16 protein-coding genes are annotated in these 21,439 nt (G+C 41.3%); 11 read left to right on the top strand and 5 right to left on the bottom strand.

Annotated features, from left to right (window positions below):
• Positions 1 to 275: 275 nt before the first annotated feature.
• The 3 genes from ACM0OX_RS04260 to ACM0OX_RS04250 all read right to left on the bottom strand — a co-directional run bounded on the left by ACM0OX_RS04260 (position 276) and on the right by ACM0OX_RS04250 (position 3,503).
• The gene (locus ACM0OX_RS04260) at positions 276 to 1,442 is read right to left on the bottom strand and encodes an EcsC family protein (protein ID WP_414513322.1); all 1,167 of its coding nucleotides are present in this window, start codon (positions 1,440 to 1,442) and stop codon (positions 276 to 278) included.
• 308 nt (positions 1,443 to 1,750) lie between these two features.
• The gene (locus tag ACM0OX_RS04255; protein WP_414513321.1) at positions 1,751 to 2,554 is read right to left on the bottom strand and encodes an alpha/beta fold hydrolase; all 804 of its coding nucleotides are present in this window, start codon (positions 2,552 to 2,554) and stop codon (positions 1,751 to 1,753) included.
• A 223-nt stretch (positions 2,555 to 2,777) separates the two neighbouring features.
• Positions 2,778 to 3,503 carry a lysophospholipid acyltransferase family protein gene (locus ACM0OX_RS04250; protein WP_414513320.1) on the bottom strand — a complete coding sequence of 242 codons (726 nt, stop codon included), beginning with the start codon at positions 3,501 to 3,503 and terminating at the stop codon, positions 2,778 to 2,780.
• A gap of 379 nt (positions 3,504 to 3,882) precedes the next feature.
• On the opposite strand from ACM0OX_RS04250, the gene metG reads away from it, so the two are divergent.
• The 5 genes from metG (at position 3,883) to menH (ending at position 9,037) form a co-directional block, all read left to right on the top strand.
• Positions 3,883 to 5,487: a methionine--tRNA ligase gene (gene metG, locus ACM0OX_RS04245; RefSeq protein ID WP_414513318.1), complete on the top strand. Its 1,605-nt coding sequence runs from the start codon at positions 3,883 to 3,885 to the stop codon at positions 5,485 to 5,487.
• Between the two features lie 166 nt (positions 5,488 to 5,653).
• Positions 5,654 to 6,283: an NYN domain-containing protein gene (locus ACM0OX_RS04240; protein WP_069072029.1), complete on the top strand. Its 630-nt coding sequence runs from the start codon at positions 5,654 to 5,656 to the stop codon at positions 6,281 to 6,283.
• The gene (gene lptC / locus ACM0OX_RS04235) at positions 6,283 to 7,491 is read left to right on the top strand and encodes an LPS export ABC transporter periplasmic protein LptC (protein WP_414513316.1); all 1,209 of its coding nucleotides are present in this window, start codon (positions 6,283 to 6,285) and stop codon (positions 7,489 to 7,491) included. Before ACM0OX_RS04240 ends, lptC begins: the two co-directional genes overlap by 1 nt.
• A 96-nt stretch (positions 7,492 to 7,587) precedes the next feature.
• Positions 7,588 to 7,989, top strand: coding sequence for a metal-sensing transcriptional repressor (locus tag ACM0OX_RS04230; protein WP_414513314.1), 402 nt, complete (start codon positions 7,588 to 7,590; stop codon positions 7,987 to 7,989).
• A 229-nt stretch (positions 7,990 to 8,218) separates the two neighbouring features.
• Entirely contained in the window at positions 8,219 to 9,037 is an 819-nt protein-coding gene (gene menH, locus ACM0OX_RS04225) for a 2-succinyl-6-hydroxy-2,4-cyclohexadiene-1-carboxylate synthase (protein WP_414513312.1), read from the top strand.
• A gap of 17 nt (positions 9,038 to 9,054) precedes the next feature.
• Here menH and ACM0OX_RS04220 read toward each other — a convergent pair whose 3' ends face one another.
• Positions 9,055 to 9,702 carry a glycoside hydrolase gene (locus ACM0OX_RS04220; RefSeq protein ID WP_414513311.1) on the bottom strand — a complete coding sequence of 216 codons (648 nt, stop codon included), beginning with the start codon at positions 9,700 to 9,702 and terminating at the stop codon, positions 9,055 to 9,057.
• Positions 9,703 to 10,494: 792 nt separating this feature from the next.
• Between ACM0OX_RS04220 and ACM0OX_RS04215 the strand changes: the two genes are divergently transcribed.
• The 6 genes from ACM0OX_RS04215 to ACM0OX_RS04190 all read left to right on the top strand — a co-directional run bounded on the left by ACM0OX_RS04215 (position 10,495) and on the right by ACM0OX_RS04190 (position 19,586).
• A complete protein-coding gene (locus tag ACM0OX_RS04215) occupies positions 10,495 to 11,337 on the top strand; it encodes an HpsJ family protein (protein WP_414513309.1) in 843 nt (280 codons plus the stop codon).
• Positions 11,338 to 11,463: 126 nt separating this feature from the next.
• Entirely contained in the window at positions 11,464 to 12,372 is a 909-nt protein-coding gene (locus ACM0OX_RS04210) for a glycosyltransferase family 2 protein (protein ID WP_414513307.1), read from the top strand.
• Between the two features lie 627 nt (positions 12,373 to 12,999).
• On the top strand, positions 13,000 to 13,764 hold the full coding sequence (locus ACM0OX_RS04205; protein ID WP_414513305.1) for a DUF502 domain-containing protein: 765 nt from the start codon (positions 13,000 to 13,002) through the stop codon (positions 13,762 to 13,764).
• A gap of 416 nt (positions 13,765 to 14,180) precedes the next feature.
• Positions 14,181 to 14,822, top strand: coding sequence for a transcription antitermination factor NusB (nusB, locus tag ACM0OX_RS04200; protein ID WP_292787087.1), 642 nt, complete (start codon positions 14,181 to 14,183; stop codon positions 14,820 to 14,822).
• Positions 14,823 to 15,076: 254 nt separating this feature from the next.
• Positions 15,077 to 16,750, top strand: coding sequence for a signal recognition particle-docking protein FtsY (ftsY, locus tag ACM0OX_RS04195; protein ID WP_414513303.1), 1,674 nt, complete (start codon positions 15,077 to 15,079; stop codon positions 16,748 to 16,750).
• 1,444 nt (positions 16,751 to 18,194) lie between these two features.
• Positions 18,195 to 19,586, top strand: a complete 1,392-nt coding sequence (locus ACM0OX_RS04190) for a PP2C family protein-serine/threonine phosphatase (RefSeq protein WP_414513301.1) — start codon at positions 18,195 to 18,197, stop codon at positions 19,584 to 19,586.
• Positions 19,587 to 20,152: 566 nt separating this feature from the next.
• Here the strand turns inward: ACM0OX_RS04190 and ACM0OX_RS04185 are convergent.
• Positions 20,153 to 21,436: an ankyrin repeat domain-containing protein gene (locus tag ACM0OX_RS04185; protein WP_414513300.1), complete on the bottom strand. Its 1,284-nt coding sequence runs from the start codon at positions 21,434 to 21,436 to the stop codon at positions 20,153 to 20,155.
• Positions 21,437 to 21,439: the final 3 nt, after the last annotated feature.

The raw sequence follows: 21,439 nt of genomic DNA, 5'->3' as shown, positions 1-21,439 counted from the left end.
ACGAGTCTTTGATCCTCGTTAATCCACCTCAGAACTCCGTTAACGAGTCTTTGATACTCGTTAATGAAGCTATGATCTCCATTCTTTTATCTGACTTTTCGCGTTATGTGGAAAAGTCCACCAAAAACCTAACCCCCTAACCCCCTTCCCGACGCGGGAAGTGGGAAAATTCAAAGTCTCTCTCCTTTTAGGAGAGAGACTTTGAAGTGAGGTTTTCCAGATGCCGTGAAAAGTCAGATTTTTTTACGTCCTGCTTCTTGCCCGATGCCCAATGCCTATCCCCCAATTTTGTTTGTATCAATGTCAAATTTGCTGGCGATCGCTTCTATGATTTTTCGCTCAACTGGTGTAATCTGATTGTCAAGCTGGGCAATTTTGTAACACTGGGCCAACAAGGGTATAGCAAAATCCCGATTCAGTTGATTGAGCAATACATCTAAAGGCTTGGGCGATTTGATATTTTGGGCAATGGCATCCAAAGAAGTGGGACTGAGGTTTAAAGCTTTTAATTCTGGTAAAATTTCTTGCCAAGTCTTTTCTGGATGACTAGCTAGGATCATGTGAACTAAGATTTGATCCATGAGAGCTTGTTGAGCGATCGCACTTTCTAGATACTTTTCACTTTCGGATTTTAATGTTGCCAATGTCTTTGGCGATGCCAAAGAAGTAGATTCATCCAGCTTGGTTTCGTAAAATCGACAAGCAGCATACCCCAATGAATAGATCATCGTTGCATTTGAACTAGCTCCAATAACTGCACCTGCCAAGGGTACATTTCGCAGCAAGCCTAATCCCGCAGCTTTCAACAAACGCCCTCCACCCAAAGCCAACCCAAAAATTGCTAAAATTTCACCTTTACGTGCAGGATCTTTTAAATCTAGCCCGTAGACAGATGCAATTTGATAAAGCATTTCTGACTGCAATTTTGTTGTGGCTGTTAAATCAATTGCCAACAATGCCACTGCTATTCCTGGCAAAAAACTAGTGGCTAGTCCAACTGTGGCTGCTTGAGTTGCTTTTTCCACCATGATTCGGTGAGCAAGCTGGCTAGGTGATTCATTTGGATACTGTTTTTTGAGCTTGTTTACCGCCGCTTCTGCTTGTTCTAAATCAACAAGGTTACTATCGTTAATCAGCCAATTGAGATTTAAGACTCCAGATAGTTTTCTAATCAGCCAATTTTCGCTGAGGCGATTCACAACCTGACCGCTGGTTTGAGTTGTTTGCTCAATAAACTTGTGTGTTTCTTTCGCCGTCGCTTCTCCCACCCCTATTGCTGTGTCTAAAACTGCTTGGCCAGTCTCAGCAACAGTTTTAACAAAAGACTCTACTATAGACGGTTCATTTTCTATTGATGATTGAGCCTGAATTCCTACTTCTGAAGTTTCTCTGGGTGAATTAACTAATTTATTCACCTCTATTTCTTGGGGTTTGTCTGCCATTGCTTGACACCATCTTGTAAAGCCTCTCTTTTGGTTTTAGCGAAGTCTAAGTGGCTTTGACATCTCTCAATAAGTACAATTCGTCAGAGCAAATAGGAATTATTCTGAGCTTTAACTATAGACATAAGATGGATGACAGAGGTTCTGATTTTACCACTGATAACCTAATGTCAACAACTCTTTGCCTTCTAGAAAAGTGAGTAGTTCTGTAGTCAGAACGCCCACTTTTATTTGCAATCTTGTTTTATCAATTAACAGCAATTAAATCTTCTTATGTAAGTAATTCTGTATATTCATCTAATCCTACCTCAGCTATCAGCTTTACTTTCTAAAAAGTCGTTATCCTTAAGAATTTCATAGAGATTAGTATCTTGCTCTAGCAAACAAGCGTGTCCACAATTGGGCAACACTACAATCTTGTTATTTGGTAAAATGTTCCCTATCCGGTACACTTCATTTACAGAAGGCAAAAGGCGATCGCTAGCACCAGCAATCAACAAAACTGGTTGAGTTAAACGCCTTAACTTTTCCTCATCAACATCAAACTCTCGCAGTAAAGACAACCGCCAAAGAACGGTTTCTGCCGGGACAGAGCGCATAGTTTTTAGCAAATCGTGGCGATCGCTCCGAGAAATGCGTGACAAAGATGCTAAAAATGGCAACAAGCCTAGTGCGCCAATATCATACAATCCTGTTGGCACTAAGTAAGTTAGCTGGGATGCCCAACTTAACCAAGGGCGAAGTTGAAAGGATGAAGCTGGATTAATGAGGATAATTCGCTTAAATAAATGGGGTGCTTGGATTGCCACTTTCATTGCCAAGCAACCACCAAAGGACTCACCACACAAGTAAACTGGTCTTTGAGAGCTTTTTTCTAATTCGGTGTCGATCAAGTTTAATACACTCTTAGTTAGGGCATCCCAAGTGTTAAGGTCTTTCCGAGGGAGCGCCAAAGAGCGCACATCAAAGCCAGTTTCTAATCCAGCGGTTTGCGATCGCAATAATTGACCAGTTCCATCCATTCCTGGCAAATATACCAATAGCGGATACTCTGGCTGTACTCGTTTAGGAGTTAAAAAACAAGGGTTTAGCTCAACTTCTGTGATAGTCATTGGTCATTGGTCATTAGTCATTAGTCAATGGTATAAAACTTTTGGACTGCGAATTGTTGCTTTTATTAGCTTCGGTACTTTTGAGCAAAAACAAAAAAGTTTTGGAACAAGCTACTCAAAGTTGTGCAGACAATCCAAAATTGTTCGACTGAGCAAAGCCGTATCCCTCTGGGGAAGCAAGCTACGCGTAGCGTTCCGCAGGAAAGTCCAAAATCGAATAGCTTTAATAGCAACCTTGACGCAGTAAATTGCTAATTTCACCCTGACAGTGTTCTGTCAGTTCAGCCACAACAGTTCTGGCTTGTTTGCCATGATATTTTTTATGATGTTGGGGCGTAATCCAATAAGGACGACCGATTAACACCGCAACTCGACGATAAATTACCAAGGGATGCCAACCATTTTGATTAAATAAAGGTTCTGAAGGGTCGAATACACTTAAAAATCTTAATGGGAAGCCATTGGTATTTACTTCTTCTAAGGAAGCGATCGCGATCGGCAAAATAGCTAAATCCTGCACATTCGCTCGTAATGCCAAATGAGCAAATCCTCGCTGAAACTCACCCACCTGGCTTGGCTGAGTAAATTTCACCATTGGTTCAGTCCCTTCTGGAAATACTCCCACCATCTGCTTGGACTGCAATAGCACCTGTGACTGCGAAAAAAAGCTTTGCTGGCGGTTTTGAGTATCTTCCAAGGGAAAACACCCCAATTGACCGGTGACAATCTCCCGCATGACTGGAACTTGTCCCATGTAGTGATGGCAAGCAAAGCGAATCGGACTCGATAACGCTGCCATTAAAATCAGTGCATCCATAAAGCTGCGGTGATTGCTGACTACCAAGACGCTTGCATCCCGGGGAATGCGGTCTTCGTAATAGCGGAACATTTGGGTTGAGAATGCCGCCACCAAAGCGCGAGAAATCTCTAGGGGGCTATTTCCACTCATACCTAATCAATATATTTTCCGGTAAATATGGCAGTTTGTCTTAATTTAATTTTTACATTTCTTTACTAATGCCATGACCGTCTTAAGATAGAAATATCTAATCTCCAAAAGCAACTAGATTTTCTGTAATCTTGATTATGTATTCTCGATCACAATAATATCTAATAGAAACTATTCAAAAAAATTATGATTAGTGAATTTCCATTTTTTAGGTAAAAATGGGTTTAATTGATGCATATTAAAAAACAATTCTGGATTTGATAAATTTGCTAGTATGAAGATGTTATTGGAAAAAATGGTAATAATGTTGTATAATTCACTGGTTTTGCCGACAACAGCTAAGATGTAAAACGTTTTAATAAGTTAATTTTTATTTTGTATGAATCTAGTGAATAAAAAAGAATTGACATTTGCGCTGACCACACCCCTATATTATGTAAACGATGTCCCTCATATAGGCAGTGCTTATACGACGATCGCAGCAGATGTAGTGGCGCGATTTCAGAGATTACTGGGTTATCAAGTATTACTAATTACAGGTACAGATGAACATGGGCAAAAAATTCAGCGATCGGCAGAAAATTTAGGCAAAGCGCCACAAGAATTTTGTGATGAAATTGTCCCTAGTTTCGTGAGTTTATGGCAATTATTAGACATTCAATACGATCGCTTTAGTCGGACTACTGCGCCTCGTCATCAAGCGATCGTGAAAGAATTCTTTGAGCGAGTCTGGGAATCTGGTGATATTTACCAAGGACAACAACAAGGCTGGTACTGCGTATCTTGCGAAGAATTCAAAGAAGAACGGGATCTGCTAGAAGGACACCGTTGCCCAATTCATACTAACAAAGAAGTGGAGTGGCGAGACGAACAAAACTATTTTTTCCGCTTATCCAAATATCAAACTAAGCTGACAGAATTTTATCAATCTAAACCGGGTTTTATTCAACCAGAAAGTCGGCGTAATGAAGTTCTCAACTTTGTCAATCAAGGACTGCAAGACTTTTCCATTTCACGAGTGAATTTAGATTGGGGTTTTCCCGTACCAGTCGATCCCAAGCACACTCTCTATGTCTGGTTTGATGCGCTGCTAGGTTATGTCACAGCATTACTAGAACCAGATGCAGAACCAACTTTAGCAAATGCTTTAGAAACATGGTGGCCAATCAACCTGCACCTAATTGGTAAAGATATTCTGCGCTTTCATGCAGTTTACTGGCCAGCAATGCTGTTGTCAGCAGGCTTACCTTTGCCAGAGAAAGTCTTTGGGCATGGCTTTTTGACAAAAGACGGGCAGAAGATGGGCAAAAGTCTGGGTAACACCCTCGATCCTGTGGCATTAGTTAAGAGCTATGGTAGTGATGCCGTTCGTTATTACTTCCTTAAGGAAATCGAATTTGGCAAAGATGGAGATTTTAATGAAGTTAGGTTCATTAATGTTCTGAATGCAGATTTGGCAAATGATTTAGGTAATTTGCTCAATCGCACTTTGAGCATGGTGAAAAAGTACTGTGCTGAGAATAATGTCCCATCAATCGGCAATGAAGGGATTCCTGACGAAAATCCTTTGAAAGCAATTGGTTTACGTCTAGGGAAACAGGTAAAACAAGCATACCAAGAGCTAGCTTTCAGTCAAGCCTGCGTGGCCATACTTTCATTGGCGCAAGCCAGTAATAAGTTTATTGATGAACAGGCTCCTTGGTCATTATATAAACAGGGACAGCAGGAGTCGGTGGAAAAGGTTCTCTACGCAGTTCTAGAATCGGTTAGACTAGCAGCTTATCTGCTATCCCCAATTATTCCGAACGTCAGCAGCGATATTTATCAGCAGTTGGGCTTTGGAATAAACTTTAACGATCGCATACAAAGTTCAGTTAATGCTCCTTTTGCCACCCATGCTACATGGGGACTACTATCGAGCAAACAACAGTTGGGTAAACACCAACCTGTTTTTCAACGAATAGAACCCCCGAAAAACGATTAGTCCTTATCAAACTCTGATTTTGTTCAGCTTTTTATTTTCTCACAAAATTTATCGTGGCTCAATTTAAATTAGCCGCGGAACATTATCATAAGCCGCTGTGACTAGCATCTAAAAGTTGGTAATTTGTATCAAAAATAACAGGGATAAAAACTGAGGTATCACAATGATGTTGAATAATTTGGAAAATGATTCAATCTTTACGCCAGAACAGGTTTTGGAGAATCGAGGTAGGGTCGCCATATTTATTGATGGCTCAAATTTATTTTACGCTGCACTGCAACTAGGTATTGAAATAGATTACACGAAGCTATTATGTCGATTAACAGGAGGTTCTAGATTACTGCGTTCTTTTTTCTACACTGGCGTAGATCGGACAAACGAGAAGCAACAGGGGTTTTTGCTATGGATGCGTCGCAATGGCTATCGAGTCATTGCTAAAGATTTAGTCCAGCTACCAGATGGCTCTAAAAAAGCTAACCTAGATGTAGAAATAGCAGTAGACATGATGGCGTTAGTAGATTCTTATGATACCGCAGTTTTAGTCAGCGGTGATGGGGATTTAGCTTATGCGGTCAATTCAGTCAGCTATCGTGGCGTGCGGGTAGAAGTTGTGAGCTTGCGTTCCATGACTAGCGACAGCTTAATCAATGTAAGCGATCGCTATATTGATTTAGAAGCGATCAAAGAAGATATTCAAAAAACCCCTCGCCAAAGCTATCCATACCGACCATTATCTGGGATCGGTTTTTTGGAAGACCCCAGAAGTAGTGATGGACACCTAGAAATCCAAGAATAATGACGTATCAATTTCATAAAAGAGGGAGATGGGAAAAGAGAAAAATTCAAAATTTCTCCCCCACTCCCTCCTTTCTTATTTTACCTTTGACCTTTTTCTTAGTATTTGGTTTAATTGGCTGTGAGAGCAAATCCCCGCCAACTTCCCAACAAAATACTGCGAATTCATCTAACAAAGATAGTAATTTGACTTTCTTTGATGTCACCTTAGAACAAGCAGATGAAGTGGGAAGACCAATTTGGAAAGTCAGGGCTAAAACCGCAAAATACACCAAAGAAAAACAAATTGGTCAGGCTGAAAGTCCTTATGGTGAACTATATCAAGATGGCAAAATTGTTTACCAAATCAAGGCAGATGTAGCAGACATTGAACAAGATGGGAAGCAGTTGTTTCTTAAAGGTAAGATATTTGCCACAGATCCTAGTAATGGGATTGTGTTGCAAGGGAATGAATTAGAATGGCGTCCTAAAGAAGATTTGTTGATTGTTCGTAACAAGATTAACGGCACCCATAAAAAACTACAAGCAGTAGCGCAGGAAGTGCGAGTAAAAACCCGCGAACAGCGGATGGAATTTTCTGGAGGAGTGGTAGCAAATTCTATCGATCCCCAGATGCAAGTGAGAACTGAACATTTAATCTGGAATATTAAAGAAGAAAAACTAATTGGCGATCGCCCCCTAGAAATTGACCGCTACAAAGATAATAAAATTAGCGATCGCGGTAAGGGAAATTCTGCCGAAGTCAACTTAAAAACAAAAATTGCCACTGTCCAAAAGAATGCTCAACTAGAATTACTAGACCCACCAATGCAAATATCTAGTAATTCTATGACCTGGAACATGAACGCAGAAACTGTCACTACAAATTCGCCCACACGAATGTTCCATCGTGCTGAAAATGTCACAGTGACAGCCAATCAAGGTGAAATGAAAATACCGCAAAAAACTGTTTACTTAAAAGGTAACGTCAATGCTATTGGTCAGCGTCGCCAGTCTCTAAGATCCAATACACTAACTTGGTATTTAGATAATAAGTTAGTTGAAGCTCAGGGAAATGTTGTTTATCGGCAAGTTGACCCACCATTAAATTTTGTGGGTGAAACAGCAGTTGGTAATCTGCAAACAGAAAATATTGTTGTCAAAGGTGGCAGTTCTAGCGGTAGGGTAGTAACGGAGATTATTCCTCAAGAAAAAGCCAATCGTCAGTAGTAAAGTTAGGGTGAATGGGCCCCACCTTCACCCAGAAATTTTGGGTTGGTCGAGTACTAAACTAGGATCTTAGTAATACAAGCCTTTTCATAGCCCATGAATGGATCAAATCGATTAGGTAAGGAATCCTTGCCAACATCCCAGCAAGTAGAACATTCCCACTATCACGATACAGACCATGAGCATACAGATGATACTCATGGAACTGGAGAGTTGACTCATCCTCACATCCATAGTGAAGAGTCTTTACGGCGAATTGTCAATCGATTATCGCGTATAGAGGGACATGTTCGTGGTATTAAGGCAATGGTGCAGCAAAGTACCCCTTGTCCTGATGTTCTACTGCAAATTGCCGCAGTGCGAGGCGCATTGGATCGAGTCGCGCGAATTGTTTTGGATGAACATTTAACTGAGTGTATTGGTAGAGCCGCACAAGAGGGTAATATTGACGTTGAAATTAAACAGTTAAAAGCAGCTTTAGATCGATTTTTGCCTTAGAAATTAGAAAAATAATCTAAAATGCATTCGCAAAATTAGTGATGCACTAGCAGCGATACATCAAAACTCAATAGTGCATCCTGACATTCACTCCAGCGACATCATATTGCCAACTGGTAGATAACCTATTTTTATAGACTTTCCTTTGTTCGCTTTTTCTAGGAGGCAACGAGGGAAAAACTTATTCTAGCAGATAATATGCTGTGCAATAATGATTTTTACCTAGACTATGATTCTAAAAAATTATCAATTTCATTATTCTTTAACTAACACTCTAGATAAACCACTAATTATTTTTTTGCATGGCTTCATGGGTAACATTAATGAATTTAATGAAGCCATTAAATTACTATTTAACGAATTTTCCTATTTAACACTTGATCTCCCAGGACACGGCAAAACTCAAGTTTTGGGTGAGGATGAATACTATACAATGGCAAACACTGCTCATGCTTTAATCAACTTACTAGATGAGTTAAAAATTGCCAAGTGCTTTTTAGTTGGTTATTCAATGGGTGGAAGATTAGCTTTATACCTAGCCCTGCATTTTCCAGAACGCTTTCATAAAGTTGTTCTAGAGTCAGCTTCCCCAGGTTTGCCAACAGAAACAGAACGATTAGAACGCATTAAAATTGATACTCAAATAGGTAGAAAATTAACAAGAAGTTTTGAAAAAAGCGATTTTGCCACTTTTATATCAAATTGGTATAATCAACCGATTTTTGGTTATATAAAAAATCATCCAGAATACGATCGCATGGTTGAAAGTCGGTTGCAGAACAATCCACAGGAATTAGATAAATCACTGCGCTTTATGGGGAATGGATGTCAACCTTCTTTATGGGAGAAGCTACAAGAGAATAAAATTCATATACTTTTACTAGTGGGTGAATACGATCAAAAATTTATATCTATTAATACAGACATGGTTAGAATATGTGAATTTGCTCAGATAAAAATAATTAGCAATGCTGCACACAATATCCACTTTGAAAATACTTTGGCATTTGTGGAAAATATCAAAACTTTTTTATCCGCAGCCAGTTAAAAATTAGGATAACTTCACTACTTCTTTACTGCTTTGCTAGAAGGAGTTGGGGATGGTGGCGAATTCGGGGCTGTCGGTTGTTTAGCTGCGGTTAATTCTTCTTGCAACATTTTCTGATAAACCTTAGGCAAAGAGCTACTAACAGAATTAGTTTCTATACCATATCCTAGACTTGTCCAAGTGGGAGAGAGTCGCCGCAAAACATCATTTAACTTTCCTTGACGCAACAGTTGAGGAATATTAGTTCCCCAAACTTTAGAATCATTTAACCAACGGTAAACTACTACATCTTGATATTCTGCTTCAAAACTATAAGCAGTCCAAAACATCATCTGCATTGGCTTTGGGTGATAACGAGGAGCTAAACGATACCAAGTAATGTTGATGATTTGATATCTGCCAGCAGCGGTAGAACAATTACCTGTGTTGGGACCTGTGACAATTGTGACGCATATCTCAGGATGTCGGCTAAGATCGTTGACTTGCTGTCCACCGTATAACAGCGAATAGGGACGGTTTCCACTAGCCTCACTTGCCGAGATAGTTCGCATTAAAGCGCGTATATAAGGGTCGCCCTCTTTCATCACCAAAGGCGGCTGTTTATTTTCAAAGATGGGATCGGAAGGCGATCGCAAGTCTCCAATATACCATTGCAACAAATACACAAAGCCGAGAAGCGCGGCTATTGGGCCAATAAGTTTTTCAACACCTTTGAATTCAAAGCCTTTCAGAGTCTAACTCCTTCAAATTCACTCTTTTTGCTAACAAAAATCATCGACGAACTGATTCTAGTAAAGTTCACACCTGATTGTTAGTTATTATTTCTGATTTGCTCATTTTTTGTAGGAATTAGCAAAAAAGAGTATAAATACAAGAGTTTGCAAGTAACTGAGGTAAAAAATGCAGGACTCACGCATCAGATATAAAGAGTTTCTACCTCCTGCCTCAAAACCCATAGCTTTCTACTTCATGCAAAAGAAAACTACTGTAAGTATAGCAAGCTAAATACTCCCAAAAATCCCGACTCAATATAAGCTCAATCACTTCTAGTAGCATATGCCCTCAGTAATAATTCCTTCCTTGCTCAAATTGGGCGATAAGTCGATACAACCTTATTGCAAAGGTTTCGATTTAAGTTGACACCAATGGACATCTGCGATCCCTTATAAAAGGTCTGTATTACGACCGATTGAGAAATGCAATCAGGGAGATTGGGTAATTAACGAGTGTGTTCCTCTAACACCGCATCAACTTCGTATCTTAAAATACCAGGATTTTCCTGAAGACACTGTAGATAACAAATGTTACTGTGGGCTAGTTGAAAACCAAGAGGCAGATAACCTTTACCAATATTGAATCTGCTTTGTGTTTTTACACAATAGTCATAGTCATGGGCACAATATTCAAGTAGCTTGAAATATGAAAATCACTCGTATTCTCCACCAGTTTGAAAAACTATGGTTAACCGTTTTACTTCCGTGAGTACTGCTCTCACACTTAAGGTCGTTGGAATAATCTGCATTTTGTCCTTTTTCGTTGACTTTTTGATTCTGTTGTTACCCTTTCAACCCACCGATCGGGTATGGCAAATCAATTTGGCAACAGCGCTCGTCGATCGCGGAATTGTTCCTCTAGTCGGTTTGGGGCTTCTGTTTGCTGCCTATTGGATTGAAAATGCCGATCCAGCGAGCGATCGCCCCCAAGGTATCGATTTAAGATTTCCCGCCGCGATTATCTCCAGTATTTTAGGGTTGATGTTCTTGCTGATTTTTCCTCTGCACCTAAATAACGTCAATCAAGCCAAGACTCAAACACTCAACCGAATTACCCAAGAAGCAGATCAGGCAGAAACTCAACTGAACACTCGGTTATCGCAATTGCAAGCACAACTGAATACCGATCAAGGAAAAGCGCAACTAGACCAACTGCGAAACCAAACCAAAGCTCAGTTTAGTGAAATCCTCAAAGATGACCAAAAATATAAGCAAGCAATTGAAAGCCCTCAAATTCCCGCAAATATAAAAGAGTTACTGAAGAAGGCTAAAACAAATCCCCAAGTACTTGACAAAGCTATCGAACAACAAACAGATATTCAAACGCTGCAAACTCAACAACTGAGCCAACTTCGCCAGCGCCGAGACGAAGCACTGCAACAAGCTAAAGATACTGCTTGGAAATCTGGACTGCGGATTGGTATTAGCAGTTTGCTATTGTCCATTGGTTACATTATCATCGGCTGGACAAGCTTAAGAGGTAGGGGTGGTGTACAAGGTGGTAAACCTAGAACTGCCGCACGCTAATCCATTATTGGCATGGCAGTAAGAAGTATCCAAAAATTATTGACGGCTGATACTGCCATGCGCCTAATAGCTAATAACAATAACAAAGCAATTATCACTGAGTAAAATCGCTATAAAACTTGAGTAATGTTCTCAATTTACATACTGACATATAACGAAGAACTAGATATTGCTGCTTGTATCGAATCGGCGATGTTATCAGATGACATCATTGTTGTGGATTCATGCAGTAGCGATCGCACTGTGGAAATCGCCAGTCGCTATCCCATCCGCGTTGTCCAACACGCTTTTGAAAGCCACGGACGCCAGCGCACCTGGATGTTAGAGTCTATCCCCCCGAAGCATCGATGGGTTTATATCCTCGAAGCTGACGAGCGTATGACACCAGAACTGTTTGCGGAATGCGAAAAGGCAAGTCAGAATCCAGACTACATCGGTTACTACGTGGCTGAACGCGTCATGTTCATGAATCATTGGATTCGCTACAGCACACAGTATCCCCGTTACCAAATGCGACTCTTCCGCCACGGTAAAGTGTGGTTTACAGACTACGGTCATACTGAGCGAGAAGTTTGTGAGGGTGCAACTAGCTTTTTAAAAGAAACATACCCACACTACACTTGTAGTAAAGGTTTGAGCCGCTGGATTGACAAACACAACCGTTATTCTACGGATGAAGCTCAAGAGACATTGTATCAGCTAGAACAGGGAAAGGTGAACTGGCAAGATTTATTCTTTGGCAAATCGGAAGTCGAAAGACGGCGTGCCTTGAAAGATTTGTCTTTACGTTTGCCCGCTAGACCGTTGCTACGGTTTATATATATGTATTTTATCTTAGGCGGATGTTTAGATGGACGTGCCGGAGTTGCTTGGTGTACATTACAGGCATTCTACGAATACCTGATTTTGCTCAAAGTCTGGGAAATGAAGTATCTACCAAAACCTAATTTAGATACAACAGCAATTTTGGTACAAGAGAGTACGCAACAGTTGCAGGGCGCGGATTCTGAAACTACACAGGTTGATGCGGCGTGAAGAGGGCTGGAAATTAGAAGGATTTCTTGTATAGCGATGCCTACGGCGGTAAACTACGCAAAATCATAGGGCACACAGATAGGCTACACAGATCCCTGACTTCGTAAAAGTTGTCGGGGATCTTGTTTTTCATAATTTAAGACTCGATAAAACAGACTTCCAGATAAAAAACATCCCAAATTCTTTAGCAGGAAGGGTGTCTCCATTGCTTCTATGTTCAGGTCAGGTAGGATACTGACCCCGCAAGATGGATAATTTATTTCTTGGAAATCCCTAACAAATTACTACTCTTAACAGAGCATTTTCATAAAAGCCGCTTCTGCTCAAAAGTGACTGACCAGATAAAATAATTTATTAGTTAGTACTTTCACAATCATGAGCAGCTTTTAATTAAGCGCGGTAGATTAATAATACCTAAAAACTTGCAATAATTATTTACAATTCTTATAAATAAAAGTAACATCCCCTAAGAATAACCAGTCGCCATCGGATTGGTTAATGTCTATGTGTATGCTTATAGGAAAATAGCTGATTTCCAGCAGCAAGCAACTTGCTAACGTTTTAGACAGTTACTTGCGGCAGAATCTGCCAAAGTTAAAGCCTTCGGAATTTGACGAATCTGCTGGTATGGATACGAATAACAAAAGTTCCTCTAGCTTAAAACAGGAGAATCGGGGCTTGGTAATCGATCGCCTAAAACAGGACTTAAAAAACGACCTGATTGCTGGTTTGTTGGTAATAATTCCCCTAGCAACCACTATCTGGCTGACAATTACCATTGCAAGTTGGGTAATCAACTTTCTCACCCAAATTCCCAAACAATTGAATCCCTTTGATGGGTTAAACCCGCTTTTAGTAAATATACTTAATTTATTAGTAGGCTTGGCTGTACCACTACTAAGTATATTACTCATGGGCTTAATGGCTCGAAATATAGCTGGGCGGTGGTTGTTAGATTTTGGTGAGCGATTATTACAGGCAATTCCTTTAGCAGGGCAGGTATACAAAACTCTCAAACAGCTTTTAGAAACAATACTGAAAGATTCTAATGGCAAGTTTCGCCGGGTAATTTTGGTGGAGTATCCTCGCCGAGGAATTTGGGCGATCGCTTTTGTTACTGGTGCAATCAGCAGTGATATCCAAGCCCAGATGTCTCGCCCCGTGCTAAGTGTTTTTATCCCCACCACCCCAAATCCGACTACCGGATGGTACGCAGTCGTTCCTGAAGACGAGGTGGTGAACCTTTCTCTGTCGATTGAAGACGCTTTTAAAATAGTTGTATCAGGTGGCATTGTCGCTCCCAATACGCCTTTGGTTTTCTCCAAAGATTCCACATTGGAAGTGAAACACGAAGAGATCAAGCAGCAGGTTATTCCCGTTGAAGAAACGTGAAGAAGGCAGGAGGTTCAATAAAGAATAGTGGCTCACACCCCATCTAATTCCAAACCACCAACTCAGAGATTTTGGCGATCTTGACTTAAACCCCAAGAAAAGCTCTGGTTGCGGCAAGAGATAATAGGAGTGTAAGCTAACGCGCTTACATATTGCACTATTTTCCGTGTAGACCGTCATTAGTCATTTGTGTTTACCAAGGACAAATGACAAAGGACAACCTCACCAGTTGATGTGCAATCTTATTTGCGTAACAGCTTATTTATCCTGCCTCCTGCCCTCTGCCTCTCTGGAATCAATCTGGCATAGTCACAAGCAAATGCGTAATGTTGTTGTTTAACTGTGCCAAAATTGATAGACTTATAAGTTTGTCTTGCCTAGTTAATTCAGTTCTCGCACAATCAACCCTCAATTTTATGCAACCTCGTAAACCCCAGCAAATTGCTCGTGAATTGGCACTTTTAAGCCTTAGCCAATTGCCAGTCAACCCAAAGAAATTAGATAAATTGGAAGACGACCAACTAGTATCCAAGTTGGTACTAGGTGCAGTACGCACTCTGACCTCAGAAGTACAAGATACCCTCGATAATGCCGCAGGTGAACTGCAACGCAGTAACGATCGCCTCTTAAGTAGCCAAACTCGGGCCTCCGACCTCAATACTGCCAGAACAATGCTTCAAGAAGCGATCGCCTGCACCCAGACAGCAATCAATCAGTTGGGTACAGCAGTTGATTTCCCAGTATTGATTCAGTTAGCCAATCAGGACAAGGGAGTTCGGAATTACGCTAAAGAGCTTGTGATTACCGTCAACGAAAATCGACACATTATAGATGAACTCATTTCTGCTGCCTTAGTAGATTGGCAAGTAACTCGCCTCGCCCAAATTGACCGCGATATCTTGCAAATCGCGGTTGCAGAAATGAAGTTCTTAGGAGTTCCAGACAGTATCGCCATCAACGAAGCCGTGGAGCTAGCCAAACGCTACAGTGGAGACGATGGTCATCGGTTTATTAACGGTGTTTTGCGCCGAGTCACTGAGCAGAAAAAAACTGCGTAGTCCCGCTGCGGAATTAATAATTTTTATACTGCTGTGGAGAAAAATCTGTAGCCGCTTCTGCGGCTTCCTCCAAGCGAAACTTCACTCAAAGTGAGACGCTGCGCGATCGCAAAAAACTCTCTATTGTCACGATTTTCCTTAAACTGGCGTTGAAAGGTGAGGATAACTCGGAAGTTTTCACCCCAAGAAAAAGTGCAAAGTTAAATTAAACTCATAATTCATAACTCATAACTCATATAAACAATACTGCTGCAATGGTTTTTAATTGGTTCCGTCGTCAACATAACGATTCCTCTAACACTCCCTCTGATAAGAAACAGGAAGAAACTCCTCCTGTAAAAGAACCCCAACCAGAGCCAGCCGAAACCTCAACACCAACTGCTGAAACTACACCAGACACAACGGCAGACTTATTGGCATTTGCAAAAGCTGCCTACAAAAATATTCAGCAAAAACAGCAAGTCGATGTAGTAGAAACCCCACCCGATCCAGCAGATACCTTAGCATCATCAATACAACCTGAAACCGCAGAAACGGTAACTGCGGAAATTGCTGAACCAGAAGCAACAGAGGAACCTGCTAGTACAACCGTAGAAACAGCACAGCCAGAAGTTATCCAAGCTGCTAATGAGGAAGAAATTATAGAAGATTCCTCAGTGACAGCAATTGCTGAACAGCCAGATGTTTCCAGCCCAGAACTCACGACAAGTGAAGTTGAACCAACACCCACTGAACCATTAGCTACGCCAGAGGCAACACAACCAACAGTACCAGCTAACTTATCCTTTTTAGAACGGGCGGCGGCAGAACGGCAAGCCAAGCTAGAACAACTAATAGCCACCGCCATTGAAGTTCCAGAACCGGAAGTAGTACAGCCAGTAGCGACAACCTCAGAAACGGGAGAGGAAATTCCCGGATTGCTATTTGATGATGGGTTTGTCTGGTCGGCGAAAGTTCTAGCAGCTCAAGGTAGGAGTGCAGAAGACGTTTCTATTGAAGAAATTACCTGGCTGAAAAAGCTCCGGCAAGGATTAGACAAAACTCGCCGTAGTATTCTCAATCAACTGAAGGCGATCGTTGGTCAAGGGCCGCTTAACCAAGCTGCTGTAACGGAAATTGAGGCATTGCTTTTGCAAGCTGATGTGGGTGTAGAGGCGACAGACTTTATTATCAATGCCCTACAGACAAAACTGCGAGAAGAAGTGACTGCACCTGAAGAAGCGATCGCTTTCTTGAAGAAAATCCTTCGAGATATGCTGGATGCACCGAGCAAAACCTCCCACAAAACTACTTTTACCCCAGAAAAAGAAACCTTAAATATTTGGTTAATTACTGGGGTAAATGGTGCGGGTAAAACCACCACTATTGGCAAAATTGCCCACTTGGGACAAAAATCTGGCTATAAATGCTTGATTGGGGCAGCAGACACCTTCCGTGCCGCCGCCGTGGAACAGGTGAAGGTTTGGGGTAGTAGAAGTGGCGTGGATGTAATTGCCAATCCGGGAAAGAATACAGATCCGGCAGCAGTTGTATTTGATGCGATCGCAGCCGCTCAAGCGCGTCAAACCGAATTACTTCTCGTAGATACAGCTGGGCGACTGCAAAACAAGAAAAATTTAATGGATGAACTCGGTAAAATCCGGCGAATTATCGACAAAAAAGCCCCAGATGCCAAAGTAGAATCTCTTTTGGTTCTAGATGCCACTTTAGGGCAAAATGGACTGCGGCAAGCCGAAGTTTTTTCCCAAGCTGCGCAACTCAGTGGTGTTGTCTTAACTAAGCTAGATGGAACTGCTAAAGGCGGCGTTGCCCTAGCCGTTGTGCAGCAGCTAGGTTTACCCATTCGCTTTATTGGTGCTGGCGAAGGAATTGAAGACCTACGCCCCTTTTCGAGCTATGAGTTTGTCGAAGCTCTCTTGAGTGGTTAGTTGAAAAATTTCGAGTGAAAAATTTTTCTTACCAAACTTAGGACTTACGCAATACTGTATTATTCTTCTCTGGGAGACACTGCGCTTTGGCGTCAGCCTCTGACAGAGAAGGAGGTTCGATAAATTAGGCTTTTTAGCTATTTTTGCGTAAGTCTTAAAACTGATAAATTTAGGGATGACCGATCTGGTATTATCACTTGAACTAACTAGAAACAGCTCAAGTCCTAAAATTATGAATTTGTCACAATAAATAGGTGACTTTTGCTAAAATTTCTAGCTAATGCCCTTTTTGAAGTCTGAAATGGGCTTTTTAAATGTAGCAGCACGGTAGTTAGTTGCGACATACAAAATCCCCTAGACTTTCGTCTTGCAGCAATTGAAAAGGGAATCGAGACGCTCACGCCCACAAATACAACTCTATTGTGGGATGGACAGCAGTCTCAGTGGTGAGAAGTGCGTTGGGGAACCAGCGCAAAAGGTTTTCCCTCCATAGGTGCCTGGGTTGCCTATGGCGACTTGTTCGTGCAACTTCTCTCAAGAGGTTGGAATTCTGATGGTTAAATGAAAACACTCTTTCTGACTTTTGACTTAAAGTTCTTAGAAGATATTTCTTCTATTTTTAGTGTCATCTCTTCTATTCATATCTTACACTTACCAAATGACTCACCCCCTAGAATAAATTACATGCTAATGGTTTAACTCTGTTACCTCTGACTAAGAAGATAGAGTTACTTCACTTTTATCCAGTTTTGATGGGTTTAAATTTTGCGTATTCAGCAACTCAAAATTCACAAAACTAGAAATTAAAAATGGAAAAGCTTAATCTTGGCGATTATCCCAGCAATTATGGTATACAAATTAAGTATTTGAAAACTTATTAACATATTCTCAGGTTTGGGAACGAGTATAGTTCTGTTTTTGAGCAAATCAAGCTCGATTTGAACGCTTATAGAGGTTTTTACTCAAAAGACTTCTAGTCTTCTAGTTGCTTCTGCCCAAAAAGTCGCTCTGAGAGCGTTATAAATTATTCTTTGAATAAAGTATTTTTATGACTTTAGAGATACAGCGCTTCCGGCTATTATGCAATACAGTTTTTCTCCTTGCCCTCTCCTATCAAAGCTTTCAAATTTGAGGATGTACCTCATAGCTGCCGGAAGTGCTGTATGCTTTGGTAATTAAGTTATGAAAAAATGAAAAGCTTTCTGATATATCAGCAAAAGTAGTAATTTTTACGGGTAGAATTTGGACTAAAAATACATGATTTGAAATGATTAATATTCCATCAGAAATACAATAAGCAAATAAAATACTTATAAAATTTGCCTGTTACGTCTTTATACTCTTGCTAAAATGACAAGTCTTGTCTAAATATGGTTTAGCAATGCCAAAGCCAAAAGATTTATAAGTCATCTAAAATCTGCCAATATAAAGTGCAATAATACCCGTGCCTGTGTCTCAACTGCCCTCTCAACCCACTGATAATAATAGTAGCGCCACGACGGATGTCACACCAGTCGTGGCACTCAAAGAACTCGTGGCAAGGTTGCACCGGGAACAGAACAAAATTCAAGATTTGCTAAGTTCTTTAGGATTTGCCCTGAGAAGTTTCAATAATTTGAATCAGTTTTTGGAACTGATTCCGCTGATGGCAACAAGAGTGACAGATGCAGACGGTAGCGCCCTGTTTCTCTACAAACCTAATGGTCAAGTCAGGTTAGAACAGTTACATTGGCAAGATAGTGGTCAGCGCAAGAATATCCGCAAAGCGCTAGAAATAGCCAGTAGTCAAATCACGCTTTTGCCCAATACTGCCCCCTTAGCCAATGCCACGGGGATTTTGGATGACCAGATGCATCGCTATTTGGGGCCAGATGTGCAAATCTTTGGTACGGCAATTCTGGTAAAGCATACAGAACGGGGATGGCTCTATGTCTTGAGCCGCGATCCAGAATATAGTTGGACAGAAACCAGACAAAAGTTAGTTAGGTTAGTGGCAGACCAAACAGCAGTAGCGATCGAAAACGATGAACTAGCTGTAGAACTAAGAAAAAAAGAACGCCTAGACCAAGAACTAGAAATTGGCGCAGAAATTCAACGGCGACTTCTACCACGTCAATGCCCCACAATTCCCGGTGCAGTCCTGGCGGCACGGTGTAAACCTGCCAATCGCGTCGGCGGAGACTACTACGACTTTATTGCTACCAATCATAATAAGATTCAGCCCAAGATCAAAGGTGGCACCGAAACTAGTCGCTGGGGTTTGGTTATTGGAGATGTCATGGGCAAAGGTGTCCCCGCTGGGCTGATTATGACGATGATGCGGGGAATGCTACGAGGAGAAGTGCTACATGGTAATTCCCCAGCCGGAATTCTACAAAACTTAAATAGAGTTATGTATGCGGATTTGGAAAATTCCCATCGCTTTGTAACGCTATTTTACTCAGAATATAACCCTCACAGCCGAATTCTGTCTTATAGCAATGCGGCACACAATCCTCCCTTGTGGTGGCACGCAGCGACAAAAACTGTCACCCGTTTAGATACTTTGGGAATGTTGATCGGTTTGGATGCTAACAGCCAATATGAAGATGCCCAGGCACAGTTAGAGCCTGGGGATACAATTATTTACTATACAGATGGCTTGACTGATGCCGCTGCTGCTGGTGGCGATCGCTTCGATGAAGACAATTTTGTTACTGGCTTCAATACGGCTTGTAAATACTGCAATGGGCCAGAGGAGATTGTGGATTACCTATTTGACCAAGTTCAGCAATTCATCGGTGCTGATAAACAAAACACTGATGATATGACACTAGTTGTTCTACAAATTTTATAATCATTGGCTATTTATACTCGATCAAGTCATGAGTCAATGCTTGAGTTTATGGTGACAGAGGATTCACCACAGTGATTCCACTAAATTTAATTTTTTATTTATTTTCCTTTGAATTTCCGTAGCGATCTCTCAAACGGTTGTACACCAACCTTTTTGGGAACTTGTTTGTATCTAACCTTTAGGTTAATACATAAAAAATGATCGTTAGAATACTTTTCTGTTCAATTAAAAATTATATATTTTGCACATCTAGCACAGTAGGAAACGCCAAGGGGGAGAGCAGGTAAAAGGTAAAATGTACAAGGTAAAAAGTAAAAGGTAAATTTACTTCTTCATTTTTGCTTTCTTTCTATCCTTGTGACGGGAGCATTTGGTCTGCTCCCTTTTGGCGTTTTAATTTTTCTTTCTCCGCCGTAGCAAGTTAACAACAGCTACGACGGAGTTTTGCTTTCTTTCTTCGTCCTAGATTTGCTTTTTTAAACTTCCTTGAGATTTCATCTGAAAATCTTCATTTAATGATTTGTCAAGATATTTCTGAAAATATTTTAGATGAACAATTTAGATTGCTATTCTTGCGCCCCAGCTTTTTGCAGACTCCGCACCACATTTTTATAACCATTAAATTCTGCAATCATTAAAGCAGTATAACCGCCCCGGTTTTTCAAATTCATATCTGCCCCAGCTTTGAGTAATAACTGCACGATTTCGCCATAACCTGCTGAAGCAGCCCACATCAATGATGTGGCCCTCGCTGAGTCTTGAAAATTCACATCTGCCCCCTTTGCTAGCAGCAAATGTACGATCTCTTTGTGTTGGCGTTCGGTTGCCTTAATCAAAGCAGTTTTGCCATCATCCCCTGGAATGTTGACATCAGCACCATAGTCTAACAACACTTGCACCGTTTGGGTGTGTCCTTGCGATGCAGCCAACGTCAAAGGAACTTCACCAAGATTTTTCCCATTTATATCTCCGCCAGAACCTAGTAGTGCCTCGACAATTTGGCTATGTCCCTGTAATGCTGCTACAAGTAGTGGTGTATCGCCGAGGTGGTTGCTAATTTGGACATCTGCACCCCTGTTAAGTAATATTTGCACGACATCAATGTAGCCTTCTACAACGGCAAGGTGTAAGGCAGTTTCACCATCTCGATCTTGACGATTAATCTGGGCACCTCGATTTAGTAAATCTGCTGCGATTGCACTGTGTCCAGCCGCTGCTGCTGCCGATAGGGCAGTTCCACCATCAGCGTTTTTCACATTCACATCAGCCCCCGCTGCTAGCAGTGCTTCCACAATCTCCAAATGTCCCAAGTCTGCCGCTAGCATTAAAAGTGTCTCACCCTCTTCATCTGGGATATTGACATCGACACCAGTTTGGAGAATTGCTTGTAAAACTTCTATTTTTCCCTGCTTAAGGGCAAGTTTCAACGCCGTATCATCATCTTTATCAGCGATATTAACTTGGGCACCAGCAGCCAATAAAACTCGCACTACATCGATATAACCTTTGAGTACTGCTGCCATTAAAGCTGTACTACCATCTTCATTAGTGGCATTGACATCCGCACCTTTAGATAGTAAAAGTTGCAAAATGTCAAGCTGTTTGGCACTAGCCGCCAACATCAAAGCCGTCAAACCATAGGTTTTTCTGGGCAAGTTGATATTTGCCCCAGCATCCAGCAGCGATCGCACAATTTCGGTGTAGCCTAAATTGGCAGCAAACATTAATGCCGTGGTACCTTGGCGATCGCACGCGTCCACCCTCGCACCAGCAGATAGTAGCGCACACAGCCCCTTGATATCACCACTTTTAGCAGCTTTTAGCAGCAAAATATCGTTGTTTTCAGTCATGAA

The organism is Nostoc sp. PCC 9305, assembly GCF_963920915.1.
Lineage (GTDB): Bacteria > Cyanobacteriota > Cyanobacteriia > Cyanobacteriales > Nostocaceae > Nostoc.
Note: the sequence above shows the minus strand (reverse complement) of the source record. Positions and strands in the feature narration are given on the sequence as shown.